Source organism: Seleniivibrio sp., from assembly GCF_021209385.1.
GTDB lineage: Bacteria > Chrysiogenota > Deferribacteres > Deferribacterales > Geovibrionaceae > Seleniivibrio.
On the sequence record NZ_JAJOIL010000021.1, the window covers coordinates 25,407 to 49,700 of the forward strand.

The 24,294-nt window shown below is 46.8% G+C and carries 25 protein-coding genes; 9 read left to right on the forward strand and 16 right to left on the reverse strand.

Features of this window, described 5'->3' with window-relative positions; all coding sequences use genetic code 11:
- Positions 1-122: 122 nt before the first annotated feature.
- Positions 123-2,669 (forward strand): PAS domain S-box protein, encoded by a 2,547-nt coding sequence (locus tag LRY47_RS05805; RefSeq protein WP_295223390.1) that lies wholly within the window; start codon positions 123-125, stop codon positions 2,667-2,669.
- 31 nt (positions 2,670-2,700) lie between these two features.
- Here the strand turns inward: LRY47_RS05805 and LRY47_RS05810 are convergent, their stop codons facing one another.
- Positions 2,701-3,681, reverse strand: coding sequence for an aldo/keto reductase (locus LRY47_RS05810; protein ID WP_295223391.1), 981 nt, complete (start codon positions 3,679-3,681; stop codon positions 2,701-2,703).
- Positions 3,682-4,195: 514 nt separating this feature from the next.
- On the opposite strand from LRY47_RS05810, the gene LRY47_RS05815 reads away from it, so the two are divergent.
- Complete coding sequence (locus LRY47_RS05815; RefSeq protein WP_295223393.1) at positions 4,196-4,390, forward strand: TetR/AcrR family transcriptional regulator C-terminal domain-containing protein; 195 nt, start codon at positions 4,196-4,198, stop codon at positions 4,388-4,390.
- Here LRY47_RS05815 and LRY47_RS05820 read toward each other — a convergent pair.
- From LRY47_RS05820 to LRY47_RS05835, 4 genes are read right to left on the reverse strand one after another with little or no spacing between them, the layout of a single operon-like run.
- Positions 4,344-4,970 carry a phosphatase PAP2 family protein gene (locus tag LRY47_RS05820; protein ID WP_295223394.1) on the reverse strand — a complete coding sequence of 209 codons (627 nt, stop codon included), beginning with the start codon at positions 4,968-4,970 and terminating at the stop codon, positions 4,344-4,346. The genes LRY47_RS05815 and LRY47_RS05820 overlap by 47 nt on opposite strands.
- Positions 4,970-7,324, reverse strand: a complete 2,355-nt coding sequence (locus LRY47_RS05825) for a PAS domain-containing sensor histidine kinase (RefSeq protein ID WP_295223395.1) — start codon at positions 7,322-7,324, stop codon at positions 4,970-4,972. The genes LRY47_RS05820 and LRY47_RS05825 overlap by 1 nt, the downstream gene beginning before the upstream one ends.
- 5 nt (positions 7,325-7,329) lie before the next feature.
- Complete coding sequence (locus LRY47_RS05830; protein ID WP_295223396.1) at positions 7,330-7,953, reverse strand: hypothetical protein; 624 nt, start codon at positions 7,951-7,953, stop codon at positions 7,330-7,332.
- Between the two features lie 21 nt (positions 7,954-7,974).
- Positions 7,975-8,334: a response regulator gene (locus LRY47_RS05835; protein ID WP_295223397.1), complete on the reverse strand. Its 360-nt coding sequence runs from the start codon at positions 8,332-8,334 to the stop codon at positions 7,975-7,977.
- Positions 8,335-8,707: 373 nt separating this feature from the next.
- Here LRY47_RS05835 and LRY47_RS05840 point away from each other — a divergent pair, with 373 nt between their 5' ends.
- The 3 genes from LRY47_RS05840 (at position 8,708) to LRY47_RS05850 (ending at position 11,808) form a co-directional block, all read left to right on the forward strand.
- Positions 8,708-9,106, forward strand: a complete 399-nt coding sequence (locus LRY47_RS05840; protein WP_295223399.1) for a YbaN family protein — start codon at positions 8,708-8,710, stop codon at positions 9,104-9,106.
- Positions 9,107-9,120: 14 nt separating this feature from the next.
- On the forward strand, positions 9,121-9,690 hold the full coding sequence (locus LRY47_RS05845; RefSeq protein WP_295223401.1) for a DNA-3-methyladenine glycosylase I: 570 nt from the start codon (positions 9,121-9,123) through the stop codon (positions 9,688-9,690).
- 207 nt (positions 9,691-9,897) lie between these two features.
- Positions 9,898-11,808, forward strand: a complete 1,911-nt coding sequence (locus LRY47_RS05850; RefSeq protein WP_295223402.1) for a methyl-accepting chemotaxis protein — start codon at positions 9,898-9,900, stop codon at positions 11,806-11,808.
- Between the two features lie 52 nt (positions 11,809-11,860).
- On the opposite strand, the gene LRY47_RS05855 is transcribed toward LRY47_RS05850, so the two are convergent.
- From LRY47_RS05855 to citC, 9 genes are all read right to left on the reverse strand, one after another.
- Positions 11,861-12,655, reverse strand: coding sequence for a family 1 encapsulin nanocompartment shell protein (locus tag LRY47_RS05855; RefSeq protein ID WP_295223404.1), 795 nt, complete (start codon positions 12,653-12,655; stop codon positions 11,861-11,863).
- A 10-nt stretch (positions 12,656-12,665) separates the two neighbouring features.
- On the reverse strand, positions 12,666-13,019 hold the full coding sequence (locus LRY47_RS05860) for a ferritin family protein (RefSeq protein WP_295223406.1): 354 nt from the start codon (positions 13,017-13,019) through the stop codon (positions 12,666-12,668).
- Between the two features lie 87 nt (positions 13,020-13,106).
- Positions 13,107-13,889 (reverse strand): triphosphoribosyl-dephospho-CoA synthase, encoded by a 783-nt coding sequence (locus LRY47_RS05865; RefSeq protein WP_295223408.1) that lies wholly within the window; start codon positions 13,887-13,889, stop codon positions 13,107-13,109.
- On the reverse strand, positions 13,813-14,334 hold the full coding sequence (locus LRY47_RS05870) for a citrate lyase holo-[acyl-carrier protein] synthase (protein ID WP_295223410.1): 522 nt from the start codon (positions 14,332-14,334) through the stop codon (positions 13,813-13,815). Before LRY47_RS05870 ends, LRY47_RS05865 begins: the two co-directional genes overlap by 77 nt.
- Complete coding sequence (gene citF / locus LRY47_RS05875; protein ID WP_295223412.1) at positions 14,309-15,847, reverse strand: citrate lyase subunit alpha; 1,539 nt, start codon at positions 15,845-15,847, stop codon at positions 14,309-14,311. The genes LRY47_RS05870 and citF overlap by 26 nt, the downstream gene beginning before the upstream one ends.
- Positions 15,834-16,757, reverse strand: a complete 924-nt coding sequence (locus tag LRY47_RS05880) for an aldolase/citrate lyase family protein (protein WP_295223414.1) — start codon at positions 16,755-16,757, stop codon at positions 15,834-15,836. The genes citF and LRY47_RS05880 overlap by 14 nt, the downstream gene beginning before the upstream one ends.
- Position 16,758: 1 nt before the next feature.
- The gene (locus LRY47_RS05885; RefSeq protein WP_295223416.1) at positions 16,759-17,226 is read right to left on the reverse strand and encodes a PPC domain-containing DNA-binding protein; all 468 of its coding nucleotides are present in this window, start codon (positions 17,224-17,226) and stop codon (positions 16,759-16,761) included.
- 1 nt (position 17,227) lies between these two features.
- Entirely contained in the window at positions 17,228-17,491 is a 264-nt protein-coding gene (gene citD, locus LRY47_RS05890; RefSeq protein WP_295223418.1) for a citrate lyase acyl carrier protein, read from the reverse strand.
- 7 nt (positions 17,492-17,498) lie between these two features.
- The gene (gene citC, locus LRY47_RS05895; RefSeq protein ID WP_295223420.1) at positions 17,499-18,509 is read right to left on the reverse strand and encodes a [citrate (pro-3S)-lyase] ligase; all 1,011 of its coding nucleotides are present in this window, start codon (positions 18,507-18,509) and stop codon (positions 17,499-17,501) included.
- Between the two features lie 278 nt (positions 18,510-18,787).
- Here citC and LRY47_RS05900 point away from each other — a divergent pair, with 278 nt between their 5' ends.
- The 4 genes from LRY47_RS05900 (at position 18,788) to LRY47_RS05915 (ending at position 22,916) form a co-directional block, all read left to right on the forward strand.
- Entirely contained in the window at positions 18,788-19,186 is a 399-nt protein-coding gene (locus tag LRY47_RS05900; RefSeq protein ID WP_295223421.1) for a hypothetical protein, read from the forward strand.
- A 400-nt stretch (positions 19,187-19,586) separates the two neighbouring features.
- Positions 19,587-21,935: an HD domain-containing phosphohydrolase gene (locus LRY47_RS05905; RefSeq protein ID WP_295223422.1), complete on the forward strand. Its 2,349-nt coding sequence runs from the start codon at positions 19,587-19,589 to the stop codon at positions 21,933-21,935.
- A gap of 69 nt (positions 21,936-22,004) precedes the next feature.
- Positions 22,005-22,409: a DUF2147 domain-containing protein gene (locus LRY47_RS05910; protein ID WP_295223424.1), complete on the forward strand. Its 405-nt coding sequence runs from the start codon at positions 22,005-22,007 to the stop codon at positions 22,407-22,409.
- 9 nt (positions 22,410-22,418) lie between these two features.
- Positions 22,419-22,916, forward strand: coding sequence for an Rrf2 family transcriptional regulator (locus tag LRY47_RS05915; protein WP_295223426.1), 498 nt, complete (start codon positions 22,419-22,421; stop codon positions 22,914-22,916).
- A 205-nt stretch (positions 22,917-23,121) separates the two neighbouring features.
- Here LRY47_RS05915 and LRY47_RS05920 read toward each other — a convergent pair whose 3' ends face one another.
- The gene (locus tag LRY47_RS05920; RefSeq protein ID WP_295223427.1) at positions 23,122-23,493 is read right to left on the reverse strand and encodes a pyridoxamine 5'-phosphate oxidase family protein; all 372 of its coding nucleotides are present in this window, start codon (positions 23,491-23,493) and stop codon (positions 23,122-23,124) included.
- Positions 23,494-23,578: 85 nt separating this feature from the next.
- Positions 23,579-24,013: a thioesterase family protein gene (locus LRY47_RS05925; RefSeq protein ID WP_295223428.1), complete on the reverse strand. Its 435-nt coding sequence runs from the start codon at positions 24,011-24,013 to the stop codon at positions 23,579-23,581.
- Between the last annotated feature and the right edge of the window lie 281 nt (positions 24,014-24,294).

A 24,294-nucleotide genomic window follows, 5' to 3' on the forward strand; every position in this document is an offset into this window, starting at 1 on the left:
GGCGGGCTGTCCCCGCCGGCTTTTGTTCACATTCTGTCCGAAAATATTCTGAAATCATGGCAAATTGCAATATTTATGTTATGATTAAAATATAATCAATTGCTATCCGTGAGGGGTATGTAATGGACAGGTTAAGGTCCCTGAGCGGCTTTATTCCAACGGCTGTTTTTATTTTTACCGTAGCGCTCTCAATAATTCTCTACGAATCTGCCGCAGACTCCCTTAAGAATAATATCAATAACACTTTTGACATGTATGTAAGCGAAATGAGCAGTGCAATATCCGTGCGCATGGGGACATACGAACAGGTTTTGCGCGGCGGAGAAGGGCTTTTTAAGGCAAACGGCGATAAGGTTTCAAGGCAGATGTGGATGAGCTATGTAATGTCGCTGGAGCTGGACAGGCTTTACCCCGGTATTCAGGCGATGGGTTTTGCCAAAGTTGTGCGCAAGGAGGAACTGGCGGAGCATATAAAAGAAGGGAAAGCATCCGGTATTCCCGATTACAGCGTGCATCCGGTTTCAGATAAAGAAGAATATATAGTCGTGATGATGATGTATCCGGAGAATATCCCCAACATGCGGGTAATGGGTTATGACCTTGCCAGCGAACCTGTGCGTGCGGCGATGCTGAAACGTGCTAAAGAGGTTGGCAAGACCGCTGTTTCAGGCAAAATTATCCTGAAACAGGAGACAGTCACGGAGAAAGCGCCTGCAGGCATACTTATGGCGATGCCTATTTTCAGAAACGGCAGACTTTACGGTTATATATCGGCGCCGTTCCGGGTGAACGATTTGATGAAAGGGATCTTCGGAAGCTATGCCAAAGGGGTTTCGCTTCAGATATATGACAGTGCCATTGACGACAAGAACCTGATGTTTGAAACCAAAACGTTCGGATTGCCAAGGCTGTCTGAAACAGTGCCTCTAAAAATGTACGGCAGAACATGGTATCTGAAATTTCAGGCAGGGGATTCATTTTTTGAAAAATTCGATATGAACAAGCCCATTCTTATCCTTATCGGCGGTGTTGTGACGGGAATGCTCCTTTCTCTGCTGCTATACATACTGCTTAAGACCAGAAGCAAAGCGTTTGAGATGGCGGAGCAGATGGCACAGAAATTCTATGAGAGTGAGGAACGCTACAGACGAACTTTTGAACAGGCGGCGGTGGGGATCGTCATGACGACCCTTGACGGCAGATTTATCAAGGCAAACTCCTGTTTCAGCAGGATTTCAGGTTACAGCAGAGACGAACTGCGGAAAAGAACGATGCTGGATATAACCTACCCTGACGATGCGGTAAACAGTGAAGGATGTGTTTCTGGACTTGTTAACGGCAGCATAGATACTTACGTCACAGAAAGACGCATTGTCCGCAAAGATACGGATGTGATATGGGTTGAGATAACCGCTTCCATCCTCACGGACAAGAGCAATACGCCGATGTTTATCATAATGATAGTTGAGGATATCACCCGCAGGAAAAGTGCGGAAGCGGAACTGCTTGCGCTGAACCTGCGCCAGTCTGCAATACTTGAAAATTCTCTTGTTGCGATAATACAGGTCAAAAACAGACAGTTTGAGTGGGTGAACAACGCCTTTCTGGAAATGTTCGGTTACAGGGCTGACGAGATAATCGGAAAATCTACAATGGTGATACATCCCGACGAAAACCATTTTACCGATTTCGGCAAATTCCTAGATTCTGAAGAGGTTTTAAGAAAGAGCGGCTATGCCAAGGCGAGAACACAGTTCAGAAAGAGGGACGGAAGTCTCGCATGGGTGGAGGTTTCAGGAAAACTTATTGAGGAAAAGGATGCCGAACCCTATTCCCTGTGGGTTATGACAGATGTGACCGAAGGTAAGCTTGCCGAGGATAAACTTCTGAATATGAATACCGACCTTGAGTCCAAAGTTTTGCTTGAAACGAAAAAGCGGATGGAGCAGGAGCGGCTTTTCATGCAGCAGGGCAGGCTTGCCGCCATGGGTGAGATGATAGGTGCCATAGCACACCAGTGGCGACAGCCGCTTAATGTCATGTCGCTGATGGTACAGAATATACAGGAAGAATATGATTTCGATACGCTGAACAGTGAGGTTATGGACGAATTCGTCGAGATGTGCATGAAGCAGATACTTTTTATGTCCAGTACAATTGACGATTTCCGTAATTTCTTCCGCACGGACAAGGAGAGAGCGGAGTTTTCAGCAGCCTCACAGATAGATATCGTCATAGGACTTGTCAGACAGCAGCTTTTTGCACACAACATAGGCATTTCCGTTGAAAAAGAGTGCGATGCCAGAATATTCGGCGTGGCAAACGAGTTCTCTCAGGTTATGCTGAACCTGATAACAAACAGCAAGGATGCATTTTTGTATTCAGGTGTCGGCAGTCCTTTCATCAATATAAAAGTGACCTGTACAGACTGCATCCTCCGTGTGTATGTGTCCGACAATGCTGGCGGCATACCGGAAGATATCGCAGATAAAGTGTTCGATCCGTATTTCACTACAAAGGGACCAGAACAGGGAACGGGCATAGGGCTTTATATGAGCAAGCTGATAGTAAAAGAACACTTTAAAGGGAAGCTGACCTTCAATAACGTAAACGACGGCGTGGAGTTTATTATAGAGATTCCGGCTCTATCCTGCGGAGCCTGCAGATAAAAAAAAGGCGGACATTTCTGCCCGCCGTGTGTCAGCCGTTGAGTCCTTTCATGCCCTCTTCGGGATAGCGTGCGCCTTTCACCCTTTCAGGTGAGACGATGCGTTCTATCTCGGCAGTGTTTTCTGCCGAAAGCCTTATGTTACATGCTTCAAGGTTGTCGTTCAGGTATTTTATACGTTTTGTACCGGGTATCGGCACAATGTCTCTGCCTTTAGACAAAACCCATGCCAGAGCAAGCTGTGCGTTTGTGCATCCGATTTTTTTCGATACTTCCGAAAGCTCATCCACCATCTTTGCGTTTTCTTTCAGGTTGTCCCCGCTGAATCTGGGGCTTAATCTGCGGAAATCCTTTTCATCAAGGTTCTCGGATGCAGACAACGCACCTGTGAGAAATCCGCGTCCGAGGGGGCTGTATGCCACCAGACCGATGCCCAGCTCGCGGCATGCCGGCAGTATCTGTGCCTCTATGTCGCGTGTCCAGAGAGAGTATTCTGTCTGTAAGGCAGTTATTGTGTGGACTTTCGATGCGCGGCGTAGTGTTTCGGCACTGCATTCGGAAAGCCCGAGATGTCTGACCTTGCCCTCTTTAACAAGCTCCGCCATTGCTCCTACGGTCTCTTCAATGGCAACGTTAGGGTCTTTTCTGTGCTGATAGTAAAGGTCTATCGTGTCGATGCCGAGACGTCTAAGGCTTGCCTCGCATGCGGATCGGACATATTCCGGCGTCCCGCAGATTGTGCGTTCGTATTTGCCCTTTTCCCGGACGATTCCGAATTTAGTGGCTATAACGACGCTGTCTCTGCGCCCTTTAACGGCTCTGCCCACAAGTTCTTCGTTATGTCCGATGCCGTACATGTCCGCCGTGTCCAGCATTGTTATGCCGCTGTCAAGCGCCGCATGAATGACCTTTATAGATTCATCATCATCAGTCTGTCCATAGAATTCGCTCATGCCCATGCACCCGAGCCCCATAGCTGAAACTGTCAGTTTGCCAAGCTGTCTATTTTCCATATCGTCCTCCATAAAAGTAAACTATACGGTGTAGTTTATATCTGTTGCGGGAAAAGTCAATACAATTTATTGTAATTATGTAAGCCGATGAGTATAATCGGCACCGGAAGGAGCGAAAATTGGAAGAGAGTTTCAGCCAAAAGAAGCGATCGGCAGTGGTTCACGCCGCTTCAAAACTGTTTCTGGACAACGGATACGGAAATGTCAGTATGGATGCGATAGCCTCTATGGCGGGAGTGTCGAAGCGTACTGTCTATAATCATTTTCCGTCTAAAGAACAGCTTTTTTCGGAGATAGTGAAGGATATCTGGGCTGAATTCGGGGTGCCGGAGATGGTCTACCGCGAAGGTGCAGACATAAAACGCGACCTTGCGGACTATGCGGCAAAGAGTCTGCAAATGCTCAGGAGCGAGCGCTTCACAAAACTGCTTCGCCTTGTAATGGGTGAATCCGGTCTTTTCCGGAGCTTAAGACAGTTTATTCGGAAAACGGAATCCGTTCACTGCTCAATTCGGTGGGTGACTATCTTCAATCCACAGGTAAACCTATCGGAGATATCCCTCTTGCCGCTCAGCAGTATCTTGGCATGGTTAAGGAGGCGCTCTTCTGGCCTGTTCTTCTGGGTATACTGCCAATGCCGTCGCCGGAACGCGACAGATATGTTATTGAGGACTGCACTGAGAAATTTGCGCGTCTTTACGATCTTTGAACATCCTGCCGTATACAAAAACGCTGACCCCTATTCCCAGTATCATACCCGCCAGAGTGTCGCTCAGAAAATGATTCAGAGTTGAAAGCCTTGTCACCGCCATAAGTATTATGAAAGCCGCCGCAGGAATAGTAAGTTTGCGCCAGTGGAGCGCCAGCATGGAACCAAGCGCCGCGGCAACCGTTGTATGTCCTGACGGAAAGGATGTTTTGTAGTATTTCGTGTGGAAAAACTCAAATCCGTATGTGTCGAAATCGTACAGCATCACAGGTCTGTTCCGCCCGAAAAAGAACTTCGTAATGTTTGATGCAAGTCCTGCTATAACCACCGTCAGGAAGACTGACAGCGCTATCTTTGCCAGCAGAGGATTGCGTTTGCGGAAAATCAGCCATACCGCAAGAGACAGCGGGATATAAATATCCGATTTGCCAAGCTCGGTTATCTCCGTGCTGAATCTGAAAAATGCTTTGTTCTCGTGGGATTTGAAGAACTCCGCTACTGGTATGTCCAGAAAAATAAGGGACAGAACACAGGCAAGTAACAGAAATATAAACAGTTTAAAAGAATTTGTTTTCGGCATCAGTTTTTCTTCGGCTGTATCTTCGGAAGTGTTATTGTCATGCAGGCGCCGCCGTTAACATTGTGGGCGGTGATATCTCCGTCCATTTTTTTAATGATCAGCTTAACCATATACATACCGATTCCGGTTCCTTTTTCCCCTTTTGTGGTGAAATAAGGGTCGAAGATATGTCCTATTACGTTTTTCGGTATGCCGCCGCCGTTATCGGTTATTTTTACTATCACCTGTTCGCTGTTGCCTGAAATATCTATGTTCACGCGACCATTGAAATCGCTGTCTTCATTGCATCTCTGCTGTATGGCGTCTTTCGAGTTGGAAAGTATGTTCATGATACAGTGGCGGAATTCGTTTGCCACTCCGTATACTGCCTCTCTTGGGGAGAGGTTGTTCGTAACGTCTATCTGTGTGCCGCGCACGCCGAACAGAGGGGAGAGAAGGCGCACCGTGTTGCTCAGAGTACCTATAAGATCGAAAGGCCGCGGCGTTTTGTCATGGCTGAAAAAGTTTCTGAAATCATCTATGGTTTCCGCCATGAACTTAATCTGCTCTATGCAGGTGTCGGTCAGTTTGTTTATTTCATGAAGGTCAGCACGTCCGCTTTCAACAGATTCCCTGATGTTTTCCAGCACAAGGTTAAGGACGTTCAGCGGCTGTTTCCACTGGTGACCGATAACGCCTATCATTTCACCCATTGCAGCCATTCTTGACTGTTGAATAAGAAGCTGTTCCTGATCTTTCTGTTCGGAGAGGATGGAGATGCGGTCTGTTATGTCTGTGAAAGCGTAAACTCTGTAGGATGTTTTATCATCAACGGGATAGATCGTGACGTTCATATACGCATATCTGCTTTCGCCGTCCCTGTTTTTAAACATTACCTCGGAGATGCAGCCGGACGATGTGCGGACGTATTTTTCATAGTCGCTTTTGTGGGATATTATATTGAAGTAATCAAGTTTTCTGCCCAGTATCTCCTGTTCAGCGTAACCTGTCATATCTGCAAATTCCTTGTTAACGCGGATGATGTTGTTTTCTCCGTCCAGAATCACAAATCCTATATCGGCTATGTCGAACAGAGATGCGAGGAGTCTTTCCTTGTCCTTTACCTGTTTTTCAAGTTCGCGGATATCCGTGAGATCCTGCATGGTGACCAGAAGGCGTTTGCCCTCTTTGTCGTTGCCGAATACCTTTCCATATATTCCCACCGGTTTTTTCCGCCCGTTTATGCTCACAATCTCAGAGAAGACGGAGAAGCTGCCGGCGTCCATTTCCATGGTTCTTTTGCAGAGCTGTTTTATGCCCTCCGCGTGTGAACCGTGGAAGAATTTGTGGATATCGTCAACAGTTTCCGGTTTAAAATCCGGATCACCCAGTATGGTTTTCATCCCCTGGCTTACCTTTATGCTGCCGTCGGAACAGAAATATTCAAAACTTCCTGATCTGGCAACTTCCTGAGCAAGCTGAAGCTGATCGCGGCTTCTGCTCAGTTCAAAGTTCAGTTTTTTAAGCTCAAGGTTCTTTTCGTCATATTTTCGGCTCAGTTCGTTGTTTATATCCTGAAGCAGCCGTTCCTTGTTCTTTATGCGGGTGATGTCCGTCATGGAAACTATTATGTAGTTTTCGCGTTCAGGCATCTTTCTGGCGCTGAAAATGAAAGTTCTCTCTTTGCCGCTGCGGTCGAACACGGTTATTCTGTTTGTTATATCCGTTGCAAGGCTTGTACGGATAAATCTGTAGAAGCTTGTTTCCTTGGTTGTAAGATAGCTGTCGTGGGTTATGAAGCTCATGAGGTCTGCGGAACCCGAATTTATCCTGTCCACTATGTCGTAGCCGAAAAGTTCAAGAAAGCTGTAGTTCCAGTTGATTATCCGTTTTTCGTCCATAACGAATATTATGTTTGTCTGGAAGTCCATGGTATTCTGCAGCAGGACGTGCTGCTCGGCAAGTTTTGCCGCGCTTATCTCAAGGTTTGCTCTGGTTTCAAACAGCGACGTCTGGTCGTAGACCATGCAGAGAACCTGCTTTTTCTCCTTGTCATAGGATGTTATGACGGCATCCTGCAGCATATAGGGGAACAGACTTCCGGTGAGTTTTCTGTTGGGTACTTTTATGATATATTTTTCTGCTTCAGCGTTAACGAAAGCGGGAGTGTTAAGAGTGAAAACCTGACGCATTTTGCGTTTCAGCATGTTTGCATTAACGTCGGGAAAGTTTTCCGTTATGGTTTTTCCCTCAACGTCCGTTTTTTTTATACCGGTCTGAATTTCAAGCCAATGATTAAAATAGCAAACGGTCAGATTTTCATCCAGAACCATTGCGCCGTTCAGGATGTGATCGAGATAGCTGAGGGATGTCATCAAAATTATCCGGAGTAGCTCTCTATAAAGTAGTCGAGCGCCTGTTTAAATTTACCGAAAGAGTCCTCTTTCAGCAGTATATACATGTTTCCTTTGATCTCTGTGGAGTCCACGTCAATGATTATCTTAATAACGATAACCTGTGTGAATTCCTGATTCCGGTTCATATCCGCCAGTTTTGTATGGTCGAAAATGTGGATTTCCGGCGGCTGGAAATATATTTCAGTGTTTGTCAGATCCGCTATCCTGCCAAGGAGAGCAGAGGACACGATGTTCGTAATCTCAAGGGTACAGCTTTTTACATCGTCGGGGTCGTCGGGGTTAAGGCTTTCGTCCATCTTAGCATAGCACTCTGTGAGCGCCTTTGCGGATCTTGTGCTCATAAGCATCACGGATTCGCCTTCAAGATAGTTCAGAAACACCTGCGATACTATAAAATAGCCTTTTCCTTTGTCGATAGCGTTACACGCGACGTTAGAGAATTCGTCGATGCTGACTATTTCCATTTCAGGAACGTACATTGTCGAGTGCATTCCTATGGAATCGGATATAAGGGATGTCGCCATTCCGTATGCTATGTTGAAAAGCTCTATCATCGCTTCCGTTTGAATTTCAGTCAGGTGGCTCATTTTATATGACCTCAGTCTGTGTCAGCACATAACGTTTGTCAGTGCCTGAGCAATCTTTTCGGCGTTTATCGGTTTGTTCACCATGTAGTTCGCACCGAGGGCAATAACGTTTTCACGGGTTTTAAGCTGTATGTCGGCTGAAACTACGATAATTATCGATTTTTTATCAAATGTGCGTATCTCTTCAAGTATCTCTTCGCCCCGCACCTCCGGCATTGTCAGGTCGAGAAATACAAGATCGGGTTTGTGCTGTTTAAAAAGAGGTACAGCCTGTTTTCCGTCGCCGGTGTCGATTATTTCCCAGCCTTCAAGCTGTTCGTTGAGCAGTTTTATAAGCGCTCTGCGGGCAAAGCCTGAATCGTCCACAACAAGTATTTTCACGTTAAAACTCCGAAAATAAAGATGGTTCAATATACCAAAAAAAGTTTCATATGTCATTTGAATAAAGTGTCTTTTTAACATAGAAACCCATATTATGGAGGTCTTTTTACCATAATTGTTAATTAAGTGTAACATTAACAAAGATAACTCATTGATCATCAGATAAAAATTTTCTCAGGAAGTTAGTTGTTTTCTTGCTTTTATGATGAAAACAAAAACACCGGGTACAGCTTTTCAGTATGTGTCCGGTTAAACCGGCAATGATGAAGCGGAGGCAATGGGATTTCGCTTGATAAAGTGAAGTGATGTTTCTATGATATAACTTTAAGTGGTGGTTTTGCCCGCCATTTTATTTGTTTTCGGGAGTTTTAGCTTGAAAAAAGGTTTTATGGTCTTTTTCGGCTCGGTTTTCACAGTATTGGGTCTTGTCGGGGTATTCGTTCCTGTTCTGCCCACCACTCCTTTCCTCCTTCTCGCTTCATTCTGCTATGTCAGAAGCTCTGAAAAATTGAACAACTGGCTTATAAATCATAGAATATTCGGTGCATATATCGGTTCGTATATGAAATATCGTGCTGTGCGTAAAGATATGAAGATACGCGCCGTGTTTTTTCTCTGGGGTTCGCTGATCCTTTCAGCACTTCTTGTAAGGAACGTGCATGTGGCGGCTATTCTGCTTATTGTAGGGATAGGTGTCACGGCGTATATCGTTTCGCTTAAGACCATGACTGCAGAGATGGAAGAACGGGTGTCTGCAACCGAGGCGGAATGAAAAAGGAGAACATTATGGCTGACAAGATTCGCTGCGGCTGGTGCAAAGGAAAGGATTTTTACGAAAAGTACCACGACGAGGAATGGGGCGTACCTGTTCGCGACGACAGGACGCATTTCGAATTTCTGATACTGGAAGGTGCGCAGGCGGGGCTTAGCTGGGAGACCATTCTCAAAAAACGCGACGGATACCGCAAAGCATATAAAAACTTTGACCCGAAGGCAGTCGCCGCAATGACCGATGAGGAGCTTGAGGCTCTTCTGCTGAATCCGGATATCGTCCGCAACAGGCTTAAAGTTTTTGCCGCGCGGAAAAATGCACTGGCATTTCTAAAAATACAGGATGAATTCGGCAGTTTCGATGCATACGTCTGGAGATTTGTAGGCGGAAAACCGAAACAGAACAGATGGAAAAAACTTTCCGAAATTCCTGCTTCCACACCCGAATCCGACGCTCTTGCAAAAGATCTGAAAAAACGCGGAATGACCTTTGTCGGAACAACCATCATCTATGCGCATATGCAGGCGACAGGCCTTGTCAACGACCATGTGGAGGACTGTTTCAGATACAGGGAACTGTCCTGATTTTTAAACATATGATTATTAACTATGTCCGTTTGACATCCAAAATATGCTATGTTATTATAACCCGTTGTTATGTATGATATTTATCAAAATATTGTAATAAATGGTTATTTGTTAAATTATTTTTTTACTAACAGAATGCTTTTTTTAAATGCGGAATGACTTATAAGCATACGGCATCTTTTGCCGCGCGCACCGGAGAGGTTTATGAGCTTGAAATTTAAGATTATTGTCACGGCGCTGGCTGTTTTTCTTGCCATCGTGACGACCCTTGTTGTCCGTTCCTATTTTTATACCCAGACAATTGCCACCCATATGATTGAAAATCAGCAGGTGGACGTCAGCAGAGAGATAGCCTCTCTCATTGATCTCTGGGCTGATGCAAAGAAGAATGCGATTTCGGCGGAAACGAGAAGGCTTGAATCCAAAGGAGCCGCTTTCAACGACGATCCGGAGGCAAATACCGTTGATTACGCACTGGTTGCGGATGCGAATGCATTTGACCTTGTTTACTTCGGCGGGGACATTGACGGTAAATTCTGGCCGTCGAAACCGGTTCAGCTTCCGGATGACTACGACCCCAGAGGCAGACCATGGTATCAACTTGCCAGAGACAACAGAGGTGTTCAGTTTACCGAACCATATATCGACATGATAACAGGCGGGCTTGTTGTTTCAATCGTTCAGCAGGTCAATGCTGACGGCGGATTTTCCGGCGTCCTCGGTTCCGATATCCCTCTTAAATCAATAATAGAGAAAGTTATGAATATCGGCGCGGGAACGGCGGGCAGACCTTTTGTTACGGATAACAACGGAAAGATACTCATCCACGACAACAGTGAATTGGTTCTTAAAAAGAACATTACGGACATTGACCCCTCGCTTTCAGGCGTTATGTCTGAGATATCCTCCAAGGACAACGGCGTAATAGAATGTACAGTTGATGGAAAGGATATGCTTCTTGCGTTTACAAAGATACCTTCTCTCAAGTGGGTATCCTATATGATAGTTGACAAGGACACCGTTTTTGCACCTGTCAGGAAGCAGGCATACAGTCTGATATTCATATCGCTGATTCCTGTTATAATCGGCATCGTACTGTTTTACCTGCTGGTCAACAGACAGCTCAAACCCATAGACAATCTTATTGACAGACTCAGGCACATCGCTGAGGGCGAGGCGGATCTTACAAAAACACTGGATCAGTCCCGAAACGACGAGCTTGGCGAGGTTGCGAAACTTTTCAATAAATTCATCGGACGCATGAAAAACATAGTGGAGTCCGTGGCACAGCTTGCCAACGACATGACCGGAAATATATCTGAACTGTCCACCACTGTTGGCAAGATTTCCGGCGGCATGCACAGCCAGACAGACGAAACCAACAGTCTTGCGACTGCGGTTGAGGAGATGAACCAGACCATCGGACAGATAGCCGAAAGTGCGAACGAAACTTCCGTTCAGGCAAATGCCACCATCACAAGCGCACAGGGCAGTAAAACCTCCGTTATGGATACCGTCAACAAGATGCAGCAGATAGCGGAGAACGTCAGAGAGTCTTCGGAAGTCATTTCCAGACTGGGCGCATCATCCGCGCAGATAGGCGACATCATCAACGTTATCAACGATATCGCAGACCAGACCAACCTTCTGGCGCTCAATGCGGCGATAGAAGCGGCAAGAGCAGGAGAGGCGGGACGCGGTTTTGCGGTTGTAGCCGACGAAGTGCGCAAGCTTGCCGAGCGCACACAGTCCGCCACAAAAGAGATATCGGATATGATAACCATGCTCCAGAACGAATCCAAAAGCGCGGTTATTAAGGTTGAAAGCGGCGTGGGACAGGTTGAGGAAGGAACGAAATCCGCCGATTCCGCCGGTAAATCAATCGTGCTTATCATGGAGCAGACGTCTGTCACCACCGATATGATAAACCAGATAGCTTCTGCGGCGGAAGAACAGGCTGCCACCACAACGGAGATAGCCAGAAACGTTGAGAAGATAAACCGCATTGCCGAAGAGAACAGCACTGAACTTGCCGAGGTGTCCGACTTCGCAAGACAGATACACAACAGTGCGGAAGAGCTTTTAAGTACGATAAATCAGTTTAAGATAAGATAATTTCAAGAGAAGAAAAAATACCCGTCGGTAAAAACCGGCGGGTATTTTTGTATTATTTCACGGTGAATCTTACGAAACCTTCGGGGTTGATTACCCTGAAAGTGAAAGATTCGGTCACGAACAGGTTTATGTTCTCCGAGTCGTGGCTTGTGTAGCCTATCGCAAAATCCTGTCCGACAGTAAGCTCTGCATCGCCTCCGCGTGCGGAAACAAGCATTGCTCCGTCAACAGAGTTTGAATAGATTATTGAACCGCCTATCTGCGCTTTGACCGTGTCGCCCAGTGTTCCTCCGGGAACCACGTGTGCGAGGAACTTCCAGAGATCCTGATTAACAACGAGGTTCGCGCCGCCTGTGACGCCCTCTTTGCGCATCATGGCAACAGCTTCTGTGACTGCGTCGGTAACGCTGTCTTTATCAAGGGACATTGCGATCTTCGGAACTTCAAGGTGGTTAAGTCCTGCTATTCCGCCCTCTTTGAATCCGTTGTAAACAGCTGTCTCTTCAAAGGCTGCCGTCTGTTTTGCGGCCTCTGTCAGGGGGTCGAGATTTATATCTTTCGCGCCTCTTTCAATGTTGTCCAGTTCCCAGAGTCCAAGGGAAAAGGGAGTTCTTATTTCGATGAGGGGAAGGATGGTGCTGATACCGTATTTAACGGCTCCTTTCTGAGCTTTGGGCAGGAACAGTCTTCCGAGGCTTACAGCCGAAAAATCCAACCCTTTGGGTCCGTCAACATCTACAAATTTTCTTGAAGACAGGTTTGCCATAAGGGTGTCTTTCGCCTGTCTGTTTATCTCTTTCCATGCTTCTTCGCTTATAGGAGCGAATTCCTTTCTTAAGAAATTCATAAGTCTCTCCTTATTTCTTCAGGCTTCCGATGCCCAGCCCCCCGTCTTTGGGGTCTGTTTCCGCCGAGCCTGATAAAAATTCTTCTTCAACCTCTGCATAACCCTGCTGATAAAAGCCTTCCTCGTCCGGTGCCAAAGCTTTGAGCAGCCTCAGAAATTCACCTGCGTGTACCTTTTCCTCATCCGCAATGTCCAAGAGTACCTGCTGAGCCAGCTTATTGTCTGTGGATTCCGCAAGCTGCTCATAAAGCTGGATAGCCTCATACTCTGCGGCAACCATGAACCTTATCGCCCTGATAAGTTCTTTGTCTGTCAGTTTTCTGTCGTTTTGCAGTCCGCTGAACGAATTCCCGAAATCAGGCATATCTACCTCCTGTAATGATTATCATAATCATAGTATAGGTCATGGTTATTTGGAAAAAAAGGGAAACATAGCGGAATATGGATATTATCAGATAATTTTTATCAAAGCGAAGGAGAGTGCCAGAAGATCGGCGCATCCGCCCATGGTGAGGTTCATTCTTTTATAGTATTCGTTACGGGAATCGAGCCATTCTGCGGTGCTCTGTTTGTTTTCTATGAGTGTCCGGAGTGTTTTTCCGTCACGCTTTACAGTTTCCAGTCCGCTCTGCCCGCACCTGTGCAGACTTGTTGAATCTTCCGCGCGCTCCATTATGCAGGCGAGTGCGTAATGAGGGTTGACGGAGAGAGCCGGTATGCCCGCTTCAAACACCGATGGAAGACCGTTCAGGCTCTCTTTTATTATACCTCCGGTTCCGTACATTCTGCGCGCTTCGGATCCGTTTGAATCAGGCAGATATCCTTTGAAGAATTCAGCCGAAAGCTCCTTTAAGCCTGTGCGCAAGTCTTCGTACATGATATGGGCAAGAAGAGCGAGTCCGCTCAGGAAAATGTAGCCCTTGTGGGTGTTGCTTCCGCATGCATCGAACATCCTCTTCTCGGCGGCAAGACCGACAGTGCGCAGTTGTGTAACCTGTCCGCCCGATAGGCAGCAGTCACCCAGTTCCTGATAGTACACAGGCAGAAGATTCACGGACGTCTGCATGATTTCAAAGCTCAGATCAGGGTGTGAACCGCTGTCTGCTCTGTCAACAAGCCCGGGCTTCGGCGTCAGCAGAAGCTCCTGCATGGCGCCTTCAGTCAGCGCCTGCGCAAAACCTGTGAAATCCTTTAAGAAGACGTTCCGTTTCTGCGAAAATGTCGCAATAGTCATGTCTCTGCGTCCTTATGCAATCGGCTGCAGGTTCTCCGCACAGAAGGCACTTTCTGGGTGCAAGACCCATAGACCTTCTGTCTGCGGACGAACCGCCTTTGCCGTAAATATCTATGTCCAGCAGTCTGTTCCATTCGTGTTTCGATTCGATGGAAACCGCCGCCGTTTTTGCATCCTGCATGTTCATCTGCGAGCGCATGAAAACTATATAGCCTGCCGCGTCGCCGTATGAACCGATTGTCAGCGCCTCTGCGTCGTCCACCATTGCTTTTTCTGCGTGTGCTATCAGCTCGCGCAGTGCAGGCGAATCTTTCATTGCGCCGGGGGCATTGCCCGCGATGGTGACTATGCATCCGCTCTTACAGGTGTGGGACAGGTGCATGAGATTGTCCCATCTCTGCTGGCGTGCTTTCAGTATGCTATTCTTTAACTCTGCGTACTGCATCTATTATGCTTCCGTCCCTGTATTCGATAAGCGCCGCTACTTCGTCTGTGAACTGCACGGGTCTGGGGATACCGGTTATGTCGGTTATCTCCTTTTTGATGTCGTGTATGTTCTTGACGGGGAGCTTCGCTTTCAGAAGTTCTTTTTTAAGTTCGGGGTGCTTGTCGTTAACGGCAATACCGCGCTCTGTGACTATTATGTCAATGTTTTCCCCGGGGGTGGTTACAGTTATCACGTCGTCCATGATTATGGGCAGTCTGCCGCGTATGGAGGGCGCAACTATGATGGAGAGTTTCGCTCCTGCCGCCGTGTCTGTGTGTCCGCCTGTGTTGTGGAGCAGGTAGCCGTTGGATTCGGTGTTCACGTTGACGTTGAAGTTAACGTCTATTTCGGTTGCGCCGAGGATGACAACGTCAAGCATATTGACGATTGAGCCCATGTTGAAAGGGTTAGCATAGAGGTCGGCGCTTATCTCCTGATGGTTGAAGTTTTCGCCGATGGACTGAACAGCGTTCAGGTCGAAGCACTGAACGTCCATAAGTGTGTGGAACAGCCCCTCTTTAAGCATTTCAACAAAATATCCGGTGATGCCGCCGGAACCGAACGATCCTTTGATTTGTTTTTCAAGCATCTTGCGTCTGACGTTCTCTGCCACTGCCAGCGACGTTCCGCCTGCGCCTGTCTGGAATGAAAAGCCGTCTTTAAGAAGTCCGGAGGCGTCTATAACATCCGCCGTGTTCTTCGCTATCATAAGCCCTATGGGGTCTTTTGTTACCTTTGTAGTGGTGGAGACAATCTTTGCGGGGTCACCGAGGGATTCTACCGCAACGACAAAGTCCACACATGTCTGGGATATCGCTATGGGGCTTACGGGGTGCTGAACGAGGTTGTCGGTAACGGCTATCACCTTGTCGGCATAGCGCGCGTCCACATGGGAATAGCCAAGGCTTCCGCATGCTGATTTTCCGTAATATCCGTTCATGTTGCCGTATTCGTCGCAGCAGGGTGCTGCTATGAACGCCACGTCCACTTTGACCTCGCCTGTCATCATTGAGCGGGCGCGTCCACCGTGGCTTCTTACGATGATGGGGATGTCCAGTTCGCCTTTGGTGGCAAGCTCGCCTATGAGACCGTTTACACCACATTCGAGGCTGGTTATGATGCCTTTGCGGATATAGGGAATCAGCTCCGCGTGTACGGGGTGGATAGAGCTTGATGCTATGGTGATGTTCCCTATGCCCAGTTCGTCCAGCTCCTTTACGATGGCGTTCAGAAGGAAGTCACCGTTGCGCAGGTGGTGGTGGGTGGATATCGTCATGCCGTCTTTCAGACCTGAGGCGATTATAGCCTCGCGCAGTGAGCTTATGAGTTTTTTGTCGCCCGGGCGGAAAGCCTTAACAGGGCGCGCATACTCCCTCTCGACGGGTATTATGGTGTTCGGTGACTTATAGGGGATGCGTTTTTTACCGTTGTATACTTCGGGGATGAAACGTCCCAGACTATTTTGTACCATGTATCACCTCGTCGCTTATCTCTATGTCCACCAGCCCAAGTGATGATGCGGTGCGTATCACCCTTGCGGCACGTTTTACAATGGGCGCGTCTATCATTTTGCCGCGGAGAGAGATAACGCCCGTACCCATTTCCCGTGCAAGTTTTATAGCTTCGATTATCTCCAGCGCGTAGTTTATCTCGTCTTTGCTGGGTGCGAATACCTTATGTACTATGTCTATCTGTCTGGGGTTGATGAGGGATTTGCCTGTGAAGCCGAGACCCTTTATAAGTCTGACCTCCCTTGTAAAGCTCTCCTCATCGGAAACGTCGGCAAATATGGTGTCTATAGCCTGTATTCCGGCAGCTTTCGCCGCCCATACGACGCGGTTGCGTGCCTGAAACAGTTCTTCTCCGGTTTTTGTACGTTCGATGCCCATGCTTGTGGTGTAGTCCTCCGCACCGAATGCCAGAGCGATTACCCTTGAGGAGCATCTTGCGGTTTTGATACAGTTGATGACGCCGAGAGCGCTTTCGATGGATGGGATTATTTTGAATCTGCCTATCTCAAGTCCCAGATTCTCCTCACATTCCGTAAGGAAGGTGTCGAGCCTTTCCACAACTTCGGGTGTGTCAGCTTTCGGCAGACGTACGCCGTCGGGTAGTGCGGGAAGCACCGAGAGCAGGTCGTCGTACCCCCATTCGGTGTCCAGAGCGTTCATACGGAAGAACACCTCTTTGTTGCGGTTTTTGTATGACTGGATGAACGATGTCACCAGCAGTCTCGCCGCGTCCTTTTCGTTCATGGGAACCGCGTCCTCAAGGTCGATGAAAACAGCGTCGCAGTTGAATATAGGTATGTTCTGGAGCATGGAGGGCATGTTGCCCGGTACATACAGCAGAGACCTTCTTATTGATAATGTTTCTTCCATGTCATTCCTCTATGAAGATGGTGGGTGTTCCCGCAGATTTTGAAACGTGGCGCTCAATGCCCATTGCGGAAAGTTCGGTTATCATTATCTCGCATGAAGCGAACACCTTTGCGTTGAAAAGGTGACCGCCGAGAACCTCGCCGGACGAGCGGGACATCTGTATGTGAAGGTGGCAGTCGGGTTCGCCGTTTTCATCGGGGAAGATGTTTCCGTTCAGCCCCAGAAGCTCCATGGGATACTCTATTTCGTGGATGGTCATGCGGGGTTTTGTGATGGGCAGTTTTGCGCCGGTTTTTATGCCGCGGAACTTGACGTCCGTAACGGAACCTACGGCGGAAACTATTACGCAGTGCTGTATATCCAGTTCTTTGACAGCTTCCGTGAGTTTTTCCACAATGGATTCGCCGGGCAGGATTTTCACCATGAAACTGCGGTCGGTCTTTGCCTCTTTATACCACAATCCCTGCATGTCAAGCCTCCTGTGAGCGCAGAACAGCCGCCTGCACCCTTGCGTCGATGGCGTAATCCAGTGCGCCTCTGTCTTTTATGCGTATGGTTCCCTGTGTAACCTCCATACGGTCAAGCACCTCTTCCACCTTTGCGCGGATAAGATGTCCGTACTGTTTTGCAACTGTTGAGTCTATGACGATTTCCAGACCGTCCGAAGGCTCCGTGAACACCATCAGGTCGCTGGACTGCATTGTCCCCGCCTGCGCCTTTTTAATTATTTTCATAAAGCACCTATGAGTTGAGAACAGGGGTCGCGTTTTTGCTTGCAAGCACGCCCGTGTTCTCTGTCAGATATTTATATGTAGCTTCGGGAACCATTTCCCGCAATTTTTCAGTCTCTCCGCCGAGAAGCATTTCCCGCACCGACGATGCGCTTATTATGCGTCCGCCTGCCGTTTTGCGCTCAATTTCTACAAATTCGATGCCGTATCCGGGCAGAGTTTGTTTCATCGCTTCGTTGTATATAGCTGTGAGTCTGCACACGGGTTCCTGTCCGGCGAAACGTTTTTTGATGCCGAACGCAGGGGCGATCTGCCCGCAGAATATTGACAGGTCAAGTTTAAGCTGCTGCTGGGTAACCTTTTCGGAATCTTTAAGGAAGTAGGACGGAAATGTTATGCGGCTGACTGCGTAAGGTCCTGTCGAAAGTATGTGAACGTTTCCGAGGTCTTGTGTTCCTTTTTTAACGAGTTCAAGGCGCACCCTGAACGGAATGAGGGATGAGTCCTCTTCCACAACGAAGACATAAACGTTTTCCGATCGTGCGGCGGCAGTTTCTATAAGATAACGGTGTCCGAAGGTGAACGGGTTGCAGTTCATCACAATTCCGCTGTTTTCCCCTGTTCGGACGATGCTTTTCCATTTGTTCAGATAATCCTGAATACAGTATCCGTATTCCAGTACGGCGACGTCGTCGGTTTTCGCCAGAGGTCTGAAGTTCAGATATTGGAAACTTTGCGAATACTCAGGCTTTGTGAATACAAAGGTGTGTTCATACCCCGCCTGAAATGCGTCTTTTACCAGAGCGCTGATCATCTCGGCAAAAATTCCGGTGTCTCTGTGTTCTGAAACCACAGCGACCATTTTCAGGACGTTTTTGTGCCTCGCCCCCACGGCGATAAGCTTTCCTGCCTCAAAGTATCCCAGAAATATGTCGAAATTAGGGTCAAATTCAAGACCTGAATCAATCAGCAGTTCTCTGGCTTCTCTTATCCGGCTGTCTGTCAGCAGATAACCAATCATTTATCACCAGATTATTGCGGAAGACACGGAATCCCGTGCCTGCCTATGCGTATTTCATAAAATCCGTGTTCTTTCGGATTTTATGCCCTCCAATATATGCACAGTCGAAACAAATGCTAGCATTGTTTGATTGTTGCTTCAACCGATAATGTGGCACTTTACAGCTTTTTTATGTTATTATGAACTTTTCATGGAATAAAGAGGTCGTTTTTTACAGACCGCAGGGTTGCGGATACATTTGTATTAAACCCTCTAATCAATTTATTCGGAGAGTTATGATGAACAAAAAGATGATTCCGGTGTTTATTGTGTTCATAGTCGCCATGGTTCTTGTCAGCACATGGCCCTATGTAGTTGAATCCAGAATGCCAGTGAACCGCTTTATCTCCCAGCAGAAAAAATCCGGTATGATACCTGTCGTGCAGTTTGTAACGGACGATGCACAGGCTAAATCCGCACAGGAGGCCGCAGATATATTCAACCGGAAAGCCCCCACAAAGGTTGTGCTTAAGGCTTTTGATCTCAATGAGAACATGAAATCCGCAGAAGGATACAACATGGGAGCATCCGCCGGATATGTTATCGTGGATGCCGACGGCAATGTCGGTGCGCAGAACTATGGAATTATCACAGCCGACGCACTTACAGAGATAATTGCAGGAGTTCATACACACTGATTGTAATAAAGCGGACAGAGATTTTTTCATCTCTGTCCGTACTTGTTATTTTTTCGTGATTACATATTTAATTTTTCTATTTCGTTTACAGTACGTTCTAAACGTAATCGTTGTTTTCCCGTTTTTTGATAAAAAATACCTCTTGACCCTTTAGTTATTGTAAATTAAAAAAATATCAGAGAGCGTTATATATGCAACAATATAACGCTTTTCAGACAGCTAGACATAAAAAACCAAAGATCAGGGACCTCTTGGTTATCGTTGGATGCGGGAGTTTACTATGCAGTGTATGGGGTACATCTGCATGGCGAACTCCCTTTTTCCGTTCATTATGTTTATTTATTATGTTTCTGAAAATATTATGCTAAAATATGTGAAGTTTGAATAGATGCAGGTTTATATGAAAAAATATACCTTCACATTCAGTATCCTCTCTCTTTTCGCCGGACTTACCCTGATTCTTTCGCTGTTTCTTATGGGCAACTTTTTTCTCAGAGGGATGAAGCAGGCGTATGAGATAACCGAAGACAAGATCAACGAGTCAAACAGAAACATCACTCTGGCGATGGCGGAAAGTTTGCAGTCAGTTTCCACCGACCTTTCAATATTGCTGACAGTCGGCTCGGAAAAAACTTTTACAGAGAACAGGGATATTCTGCTTAAAATTCTATGGGAACAGATGAGGGACGGCAGCCATATATCAAGTATCTTTATCGCGGATGATGAAGGCAGTTTTTTGCAGGCAAGACGCTCCCCGAAGCTCGCCGTGCGCGTAATTGACCGCACCGGAGAAAAGCCTCAGGATGTCTATTATTATAAAGACTCCGGATATGCTACCGTTTCGGAAGAGGCGGTTGCGGCAGAATATGACCCAAGAACGAGGCAGTGGTACGAAGCTGCCGGAAAAACAATAAGCTGGTCAGACCCGTATGTCTTCGCTTCCACAAGTAAACTGGGGATAACTCTTTCTGTCGCCTCATACAGTGAAAACGGGAAAAAGACAAGGGTTGCGGCGGCAGATTTTTCTCTGGGTTCTCTTTCTTCACTGCTTAAAGAGAAAGCAGACAGTATCAACGGAGATATTGTTCTTTTCTCAAAAGATGCGGATGTCATAGCAGCCTCTTTTGATATTGCCGGAATGAACGACAGAAAAGAGGTAATCAAGCTTAACAGCCTGAACAATCCGGTGTATTCCGCTGCATTTGACTCAATTGCTGACGGCATACTCACAGGAAGCGAAAAAGGCGGCGGTCAGACCTATGAATATTTTGTGGAAAAACTTCCGTCGTATATCGGGAAAGAGTGGTATATCGCATCTTTTGTTAAAAGGAGTGTTATTCTTGACGAGATAAAGGCAACGATGTTTACGACTCTGCTGATTTCAATTCTTATCATCGGGATAACATATTTCCCCGTTCTTTATATACTTAAAAAGCTGTTCATTAACCCGATACACAGGTTAAAGCTTATGACAGATGCTGTTGCGGATAACAAGTATGACAGTGTTAAGCATATTACAACCGTTGTCAGCGAATTTTACAGCCTTTCAGATTCTATGGTAAATATGTCGGTTTCTATAAAAAGGCATGAACAGGCGGAAAGAGATCTTATCGACTCGTTCATAAAGATAATGGCAGGAGCTATCGATGCCAAATCCAGATATACCGGCGGACACTGTGAGAGAGTGCCGCAACTTGCCGTTATGATCGCTGAGACCATTAATGAAAAAGGAGGCGATCTTGCCGAGACACTTAATCTGCGCACGGAATCGGACTGGCGCGAATTTAAGATAGCTTCGTGGCTGCACGATTGCGGAAAGGTGACAACTCCGGAATATGTCGTTGATAAAGCGACGAAACTGGAAACAATTTATAACAGAATACACGAGATACGCACCCGTTTTGAGGTGTTATACAGAGATGACATAATAGAATATTACGAAAAGCTGACAGAGTATCCTGAAAAAAGGCAGGAGCTTGAAGCTGAACTTACGGAGCGGCGGAAACAGCTTTACGATGATTTTGATTTTATAGCAAAATGCAATATAGGCGGGGAGTTTATGAGCGATGACGATATCCTCAAGCTTAACGCAATTGCACAGAGAACATGGACGAGATATTTTTGCGATAGAAAAGGACTCAGCATTGCAGAGGAGCTGAGACTGAAAGATATCGAACAGGTTCCCGTTCCGGCAGAAGAGAAATTGCTGAGTGACAGAAAAGACCATCTGATACCAAGAGAAGGCACCATTGACAAAGATGAATACGAGAGTTTCGGGTTCAATGTGACAGTTCCCGAATATGCATACAACATAGGAGAGCTTTATAACCTGTCCGTAAGGCGGGGAACTCTTACAGAAGAGGAACGCTACAAGATAAACGAACATATTATAATGACCATAAAGATGCTGACCGGAATAAAATTGCCGAGTGAGCTTGAACGTGTACCGGAATATGCAGGCGGGCATCACGAAACGATGATTGGAAACGGTTATCCGAGAGGGCTTAAATCGGATGAGATTCCGATTCCTGCGAAAATAATTGCAGTTGCGGATATTTTTGAAGCTCTGACAGCTTCCGACAGACCGTACAAAAAAGCGAAAACACTTTCAGAGTCGCTGAAGATAATGGAATTTATGAAAAAAGACGGACATATTGACAAAGATGTGTACGAAATCTTCATCAGAGAAAAAGTATACATGCGGTATGCGGAGAAGTTCCTGAGCAAAAGCCAGATTGACGAAACCTGAGAGCGGGGTTAATATGGCGGAGCGATCAATGAAGGTAGTTTATGATAAGAAAAAAAAGTTTTTGCTCTGATGCTGCTTCCCGCTCTGTCATTTGCAGCGACACCTGTCGGTCTCTGGAAAACGATTGATGACAAAACAGGCAAAGAGAAGTCCCTTGTAAGAATAACTGAAAACGGAGGGGTTCTCAGCGGCAGCATAGAGAAACTGCTCGACCCCAATGTTAAGAAAGACGCCCTCTGCGGGGCTTGCAGCGATGACAGAAAAGGCAAACCCATTGCCGGACTGAATATAATACGCGGACTTAAACAAAGCGGCGGTGAAAGCGACGTCTGGGAAGGTGGAAATATACTGGACCCTAAAAACGGGAAAGTGTACAAGGCGCGCATAAAAGTGATCGAGGGTGGTAAAAAACTGGAACTGAGGGGATATCTCGGACCTTTTTACCGTACTCAGGTATGGCAGAAGGCCGACTGAGGTAGTGTTATGCAGTTTTCCGTGGGAGTTGAATATGCTTTGCACTGTCTCTGCTTCATAGGGCGCGAAAGACCCGTCGGTGTGAAAGAACTTGCCGCATATCAGGGTGTCTCCGAAACTTATCTTTCAAAAATGCTGACAAAATTGCGTAAATCAGGCATTGTGCGGTCAATTCCCGGGGTTAACGGCGGCTATGAGCTTACCCGCGCTCCTGAAGAGATAACATTCTGGGATGTTGTTCAGGCTATTGAGGGGGAAACACCTCTGTTTCAGTGCTGTGAGATACGCCAGCACAGTGCTATAGTCGATAAGAACAATCTGCCCGATGCCTATTGCAAGAAGCCGTGCATCATAAAGACTGTTATGCTGGAGGCGGAAGACAAGATGCGTGACTATCTGCGCTCAAAAACAATAGGATGGCTGAATGATGAACGGCATAAAAAGCTTGATCCTAAACAGATAAAAGATACAGAAGAATGGTTCAGAAACAGGAAGACCTCCCGTTGACGGGAGGTCTCAGGACTTAGGACAAAAGTATATAAATACGAGATCGCGTCGTCATTTCATTCCTCGCGAAGACGAAACCCGTCTCTGCAGGGAGTTTGCGACACTAGCCGCAGGCTGAACGAGCGGCTTGCCGTGAGCAAAAGCAGTCTCATTGTTTTAATAGTTTGGCAACAACCTGACCTCTAACTGCCGCAAGGTACCTTTTTTATACAGTCTGCTTGACCAGTTCAGGTGTTATCTCCAGCACCTTACGCTGAAACGGGTATTTTGCCTGCATCATTTCATATTCGGCACCTTCCGACACGAGCTTTGCCGTACCCTCAATCCTGAATCCGGTTCCCATGCCGAAAAGCCCCTGGATGTTTTTGCTTCCGAGCGTCACTTTCACCCTGCTGTTCACTGCAAGGTCGCCCTCCGTGCTTGTCATCCCCGCCGCGGGAATAAGAAGTCTGCCGTCGTCTGTCAGCACAACGTATGAGTTCCACGTGTTTACAACGTTTGCCTCGCCTCTGCCCCATGTGACTATGGAGACTACTCCTTCGTTACTTAAAACCTCTTTAAATGTTTCGCTTATCATTATTTCACCTATTAAGATATTGCAGATAGATATTATCTGCGTTTAAAGATAATAAAATACACATGAGCTGTCAACAGTAAAAAAATCAGCAGTTAAGTCTGAGAAGCGGGTCGGATTTTTTAGCCATTTTTATGTTGAATCTGTCGGTATTTATCGTGAATCGTTCGTGTGTTCCTTTGCCTATCAGCTCTTTTTCGTCCCATGCTTCCACTTCCCACAATGTCTTCTGTCCGTCCACTCCGGTGCATACGGCTTTTGCGCGCACCTTCATGCCGACAGGGGTTGCCGCGCAGTGGGTGACGTTGACATTTATGCCTACGCTCTGTTCGCCTTCGTCAAGATGCGGAGCCAGCGCCTCCATGCAAGCCCATTCCAGAAAGCCAACCATATAGCCGGTCGCAAAAACCTTCGGCATGGTCGAGAAAAGTTTCGATTCGGGATAAAGATTCGGCACGGTCTTATTTTCATTCACAGTTAATTCAATTTCTGCGGTTGTTCCGACTTTGATAGTGTCTTTCATGGTTAACCTCCGTATGGCTGGTTTAACTAATATCGGAGTGAACGGATGCTGCTGCAAGTTTTAAGAAAAGGTTTGAGATATATTTAGAAAATCATATAATTACATTGTGGTCGGGGTACGGGCTTAAGGCATTCTGCGATGGTCTGAAATCGGAGATTTCGTCCAGTTAGCGTTGGGTTGACAATCGTGGAAAATAGTGCCGAAAGCCCGCTCGGGCACCCCGTTAAAATGCCAAACGGGCAATATTGATAATGAATATCATTATCCGGCTGTGATTTCAA

Coding starts and splice junctions, on each gene's coding strand:
- LRY47_RS05805 (WP_295223390.1), top strand. CDS start 123: ATGGACAGGTTAAGGTCCCTGAGCGGCTTTATTCCAACGGCTGTTTTT.
- LRY47_RS05810 (WP_295223391.1), bottom strand. CDS start 3,681: ATGGAAAATAGACAGCTTGGCAAACTGACAGTTTCAGCTATGGGGCTC.
- LRY47_RS05820 (WP_295223394.1), bottom strand. CDS start 4,970: ATGCCGAAAACAAATTCTTTTAAACTGTTTATATTTCTGTTACTTGCC.
- LRY47_RS05825 (WP_295223395.1), bottom strand. CDS start 7,324: ATGACATCCCTCAGCTATCTCGATCACATCCTGAACGGCGCAATGGTT.
- LRY47_RS05830 (WP_295223396.1), bottom strand. CDS start 7,953: ATGAGCCACCTGACTGAAATTCAAACGGAAGCGATGATAGAGCTTTTC.
- LRY47_RS05845 (WP_295223401.1), top strand. CDS start 9,121: ATGGCTGACAAGATTCGCTGCGGCTGGTGCAAAGGAAAGGATTTTTAC.
- LRY47_RS05850 (WP_295223402.1), top strand. CDS start 9,898: ATGAGCTTGAAATTTAAGATTATTGTCACGGCGCTGGCTGTTTTTCTT.
- LRY47_RS05855 (WP_295223404.1), bottom strand. CDS start 12,655: ATGAATTTCTTAAGAAAGGAATTCGCTCCTATAAGCGAAGAAGCATGG.
- LRY47_RS05860 (WP_295223406.1), bottom strand. CDS start 13,019: ATGCCTGATTTCGGGAATTCGTTCAGCGGACTGCAAAACGACAGAAAA.
- LRY47_RS05865 (WP_295223408.1), bottom strand. CDS start 13,889: ATGACTATTGCGACATTTTCGCAGAAACGGAACGTCTTCTTAAAGGAT.
- LRY47_RS05870 (WP_295223410.1), bottom strand. CDS start 14,334: ATGCAGTACGCAGAGTTAAAGAATAGCATACTGAAAGCACGCCAGCAG.
- citF (WP_295223412.1), bottom strand. CDS start 15,847: ATGGTACAAAATAGTCTGGGACGTTTCATCCCCGAAGTATACAACGGT.
- LRY47_RS05880 (WP_295223414.1), bottom strand. CDS start 16,757: ATGGAAGAAACATTATCAATAAGAAGGTCTCTGCTGTATGTACCGGGC.
- LRY47_RS05885 (WP_295223416.1), bottom strand. CDS start 17,226: ATGCAGGGATTGTGGTATAAAGAGGCAAAGACCGACCGCAGTTTCATG.
- citD (WP_295223418.1), bottom strand. CDS start 17,491: ATGAAAATAATTAAAAAGGCGCAGGCGGGGACAATGCAGTCCAGCGAC.
- citC (WP_295223420.1), bottom strand. CDS start 18,509: ATGATTGGTTATCTGCTGACAGACAGCCGGATAAGAGAAGCCAGAGAA.
- LRY47_RS05900 (WP_295223421.1), top strand. CDS start 18,788: ATGAACAAAAAGATGATTCCGGTGTTTATTGTGTTCATAGTCGCCATG.
- LRY47_RS05905 (WP_295223422.1), top strand. CDS start 19,587: ATGAAAAAATATACCTTCACATTCAGTATCCTCTCTCTTTTCGCCGGA.
- LRY47_RS05910 (WP_295223424.1), top strand. CDS start 22,005: ATGCTGCTTCCCGCTCTGTCATTTGCAGCGACACCTGTCGGTCTCTGG.
- LRY47_RS05915 (WP_295223426.1), top strand. CDS start 22,419: ATGCAGTTTTCCGTGGGAGTTGAATATGCTTTGCACTGTCTCTGCTTC.
- LRY47_RS05920 (WP_295223427.1), bottom strand. CDS start 23,493: ATGATAAGCGAAACATTTAAAGAGGTTTTAAGTAACGAAGGAGTAGTC.
- LRY47_RS05925 (WP_295223428.1), bottom strand. CDS start 24,013: ATGAAAGACACTATCAAAGTCGGAACAACCGCAGAAATTGAATTAACT.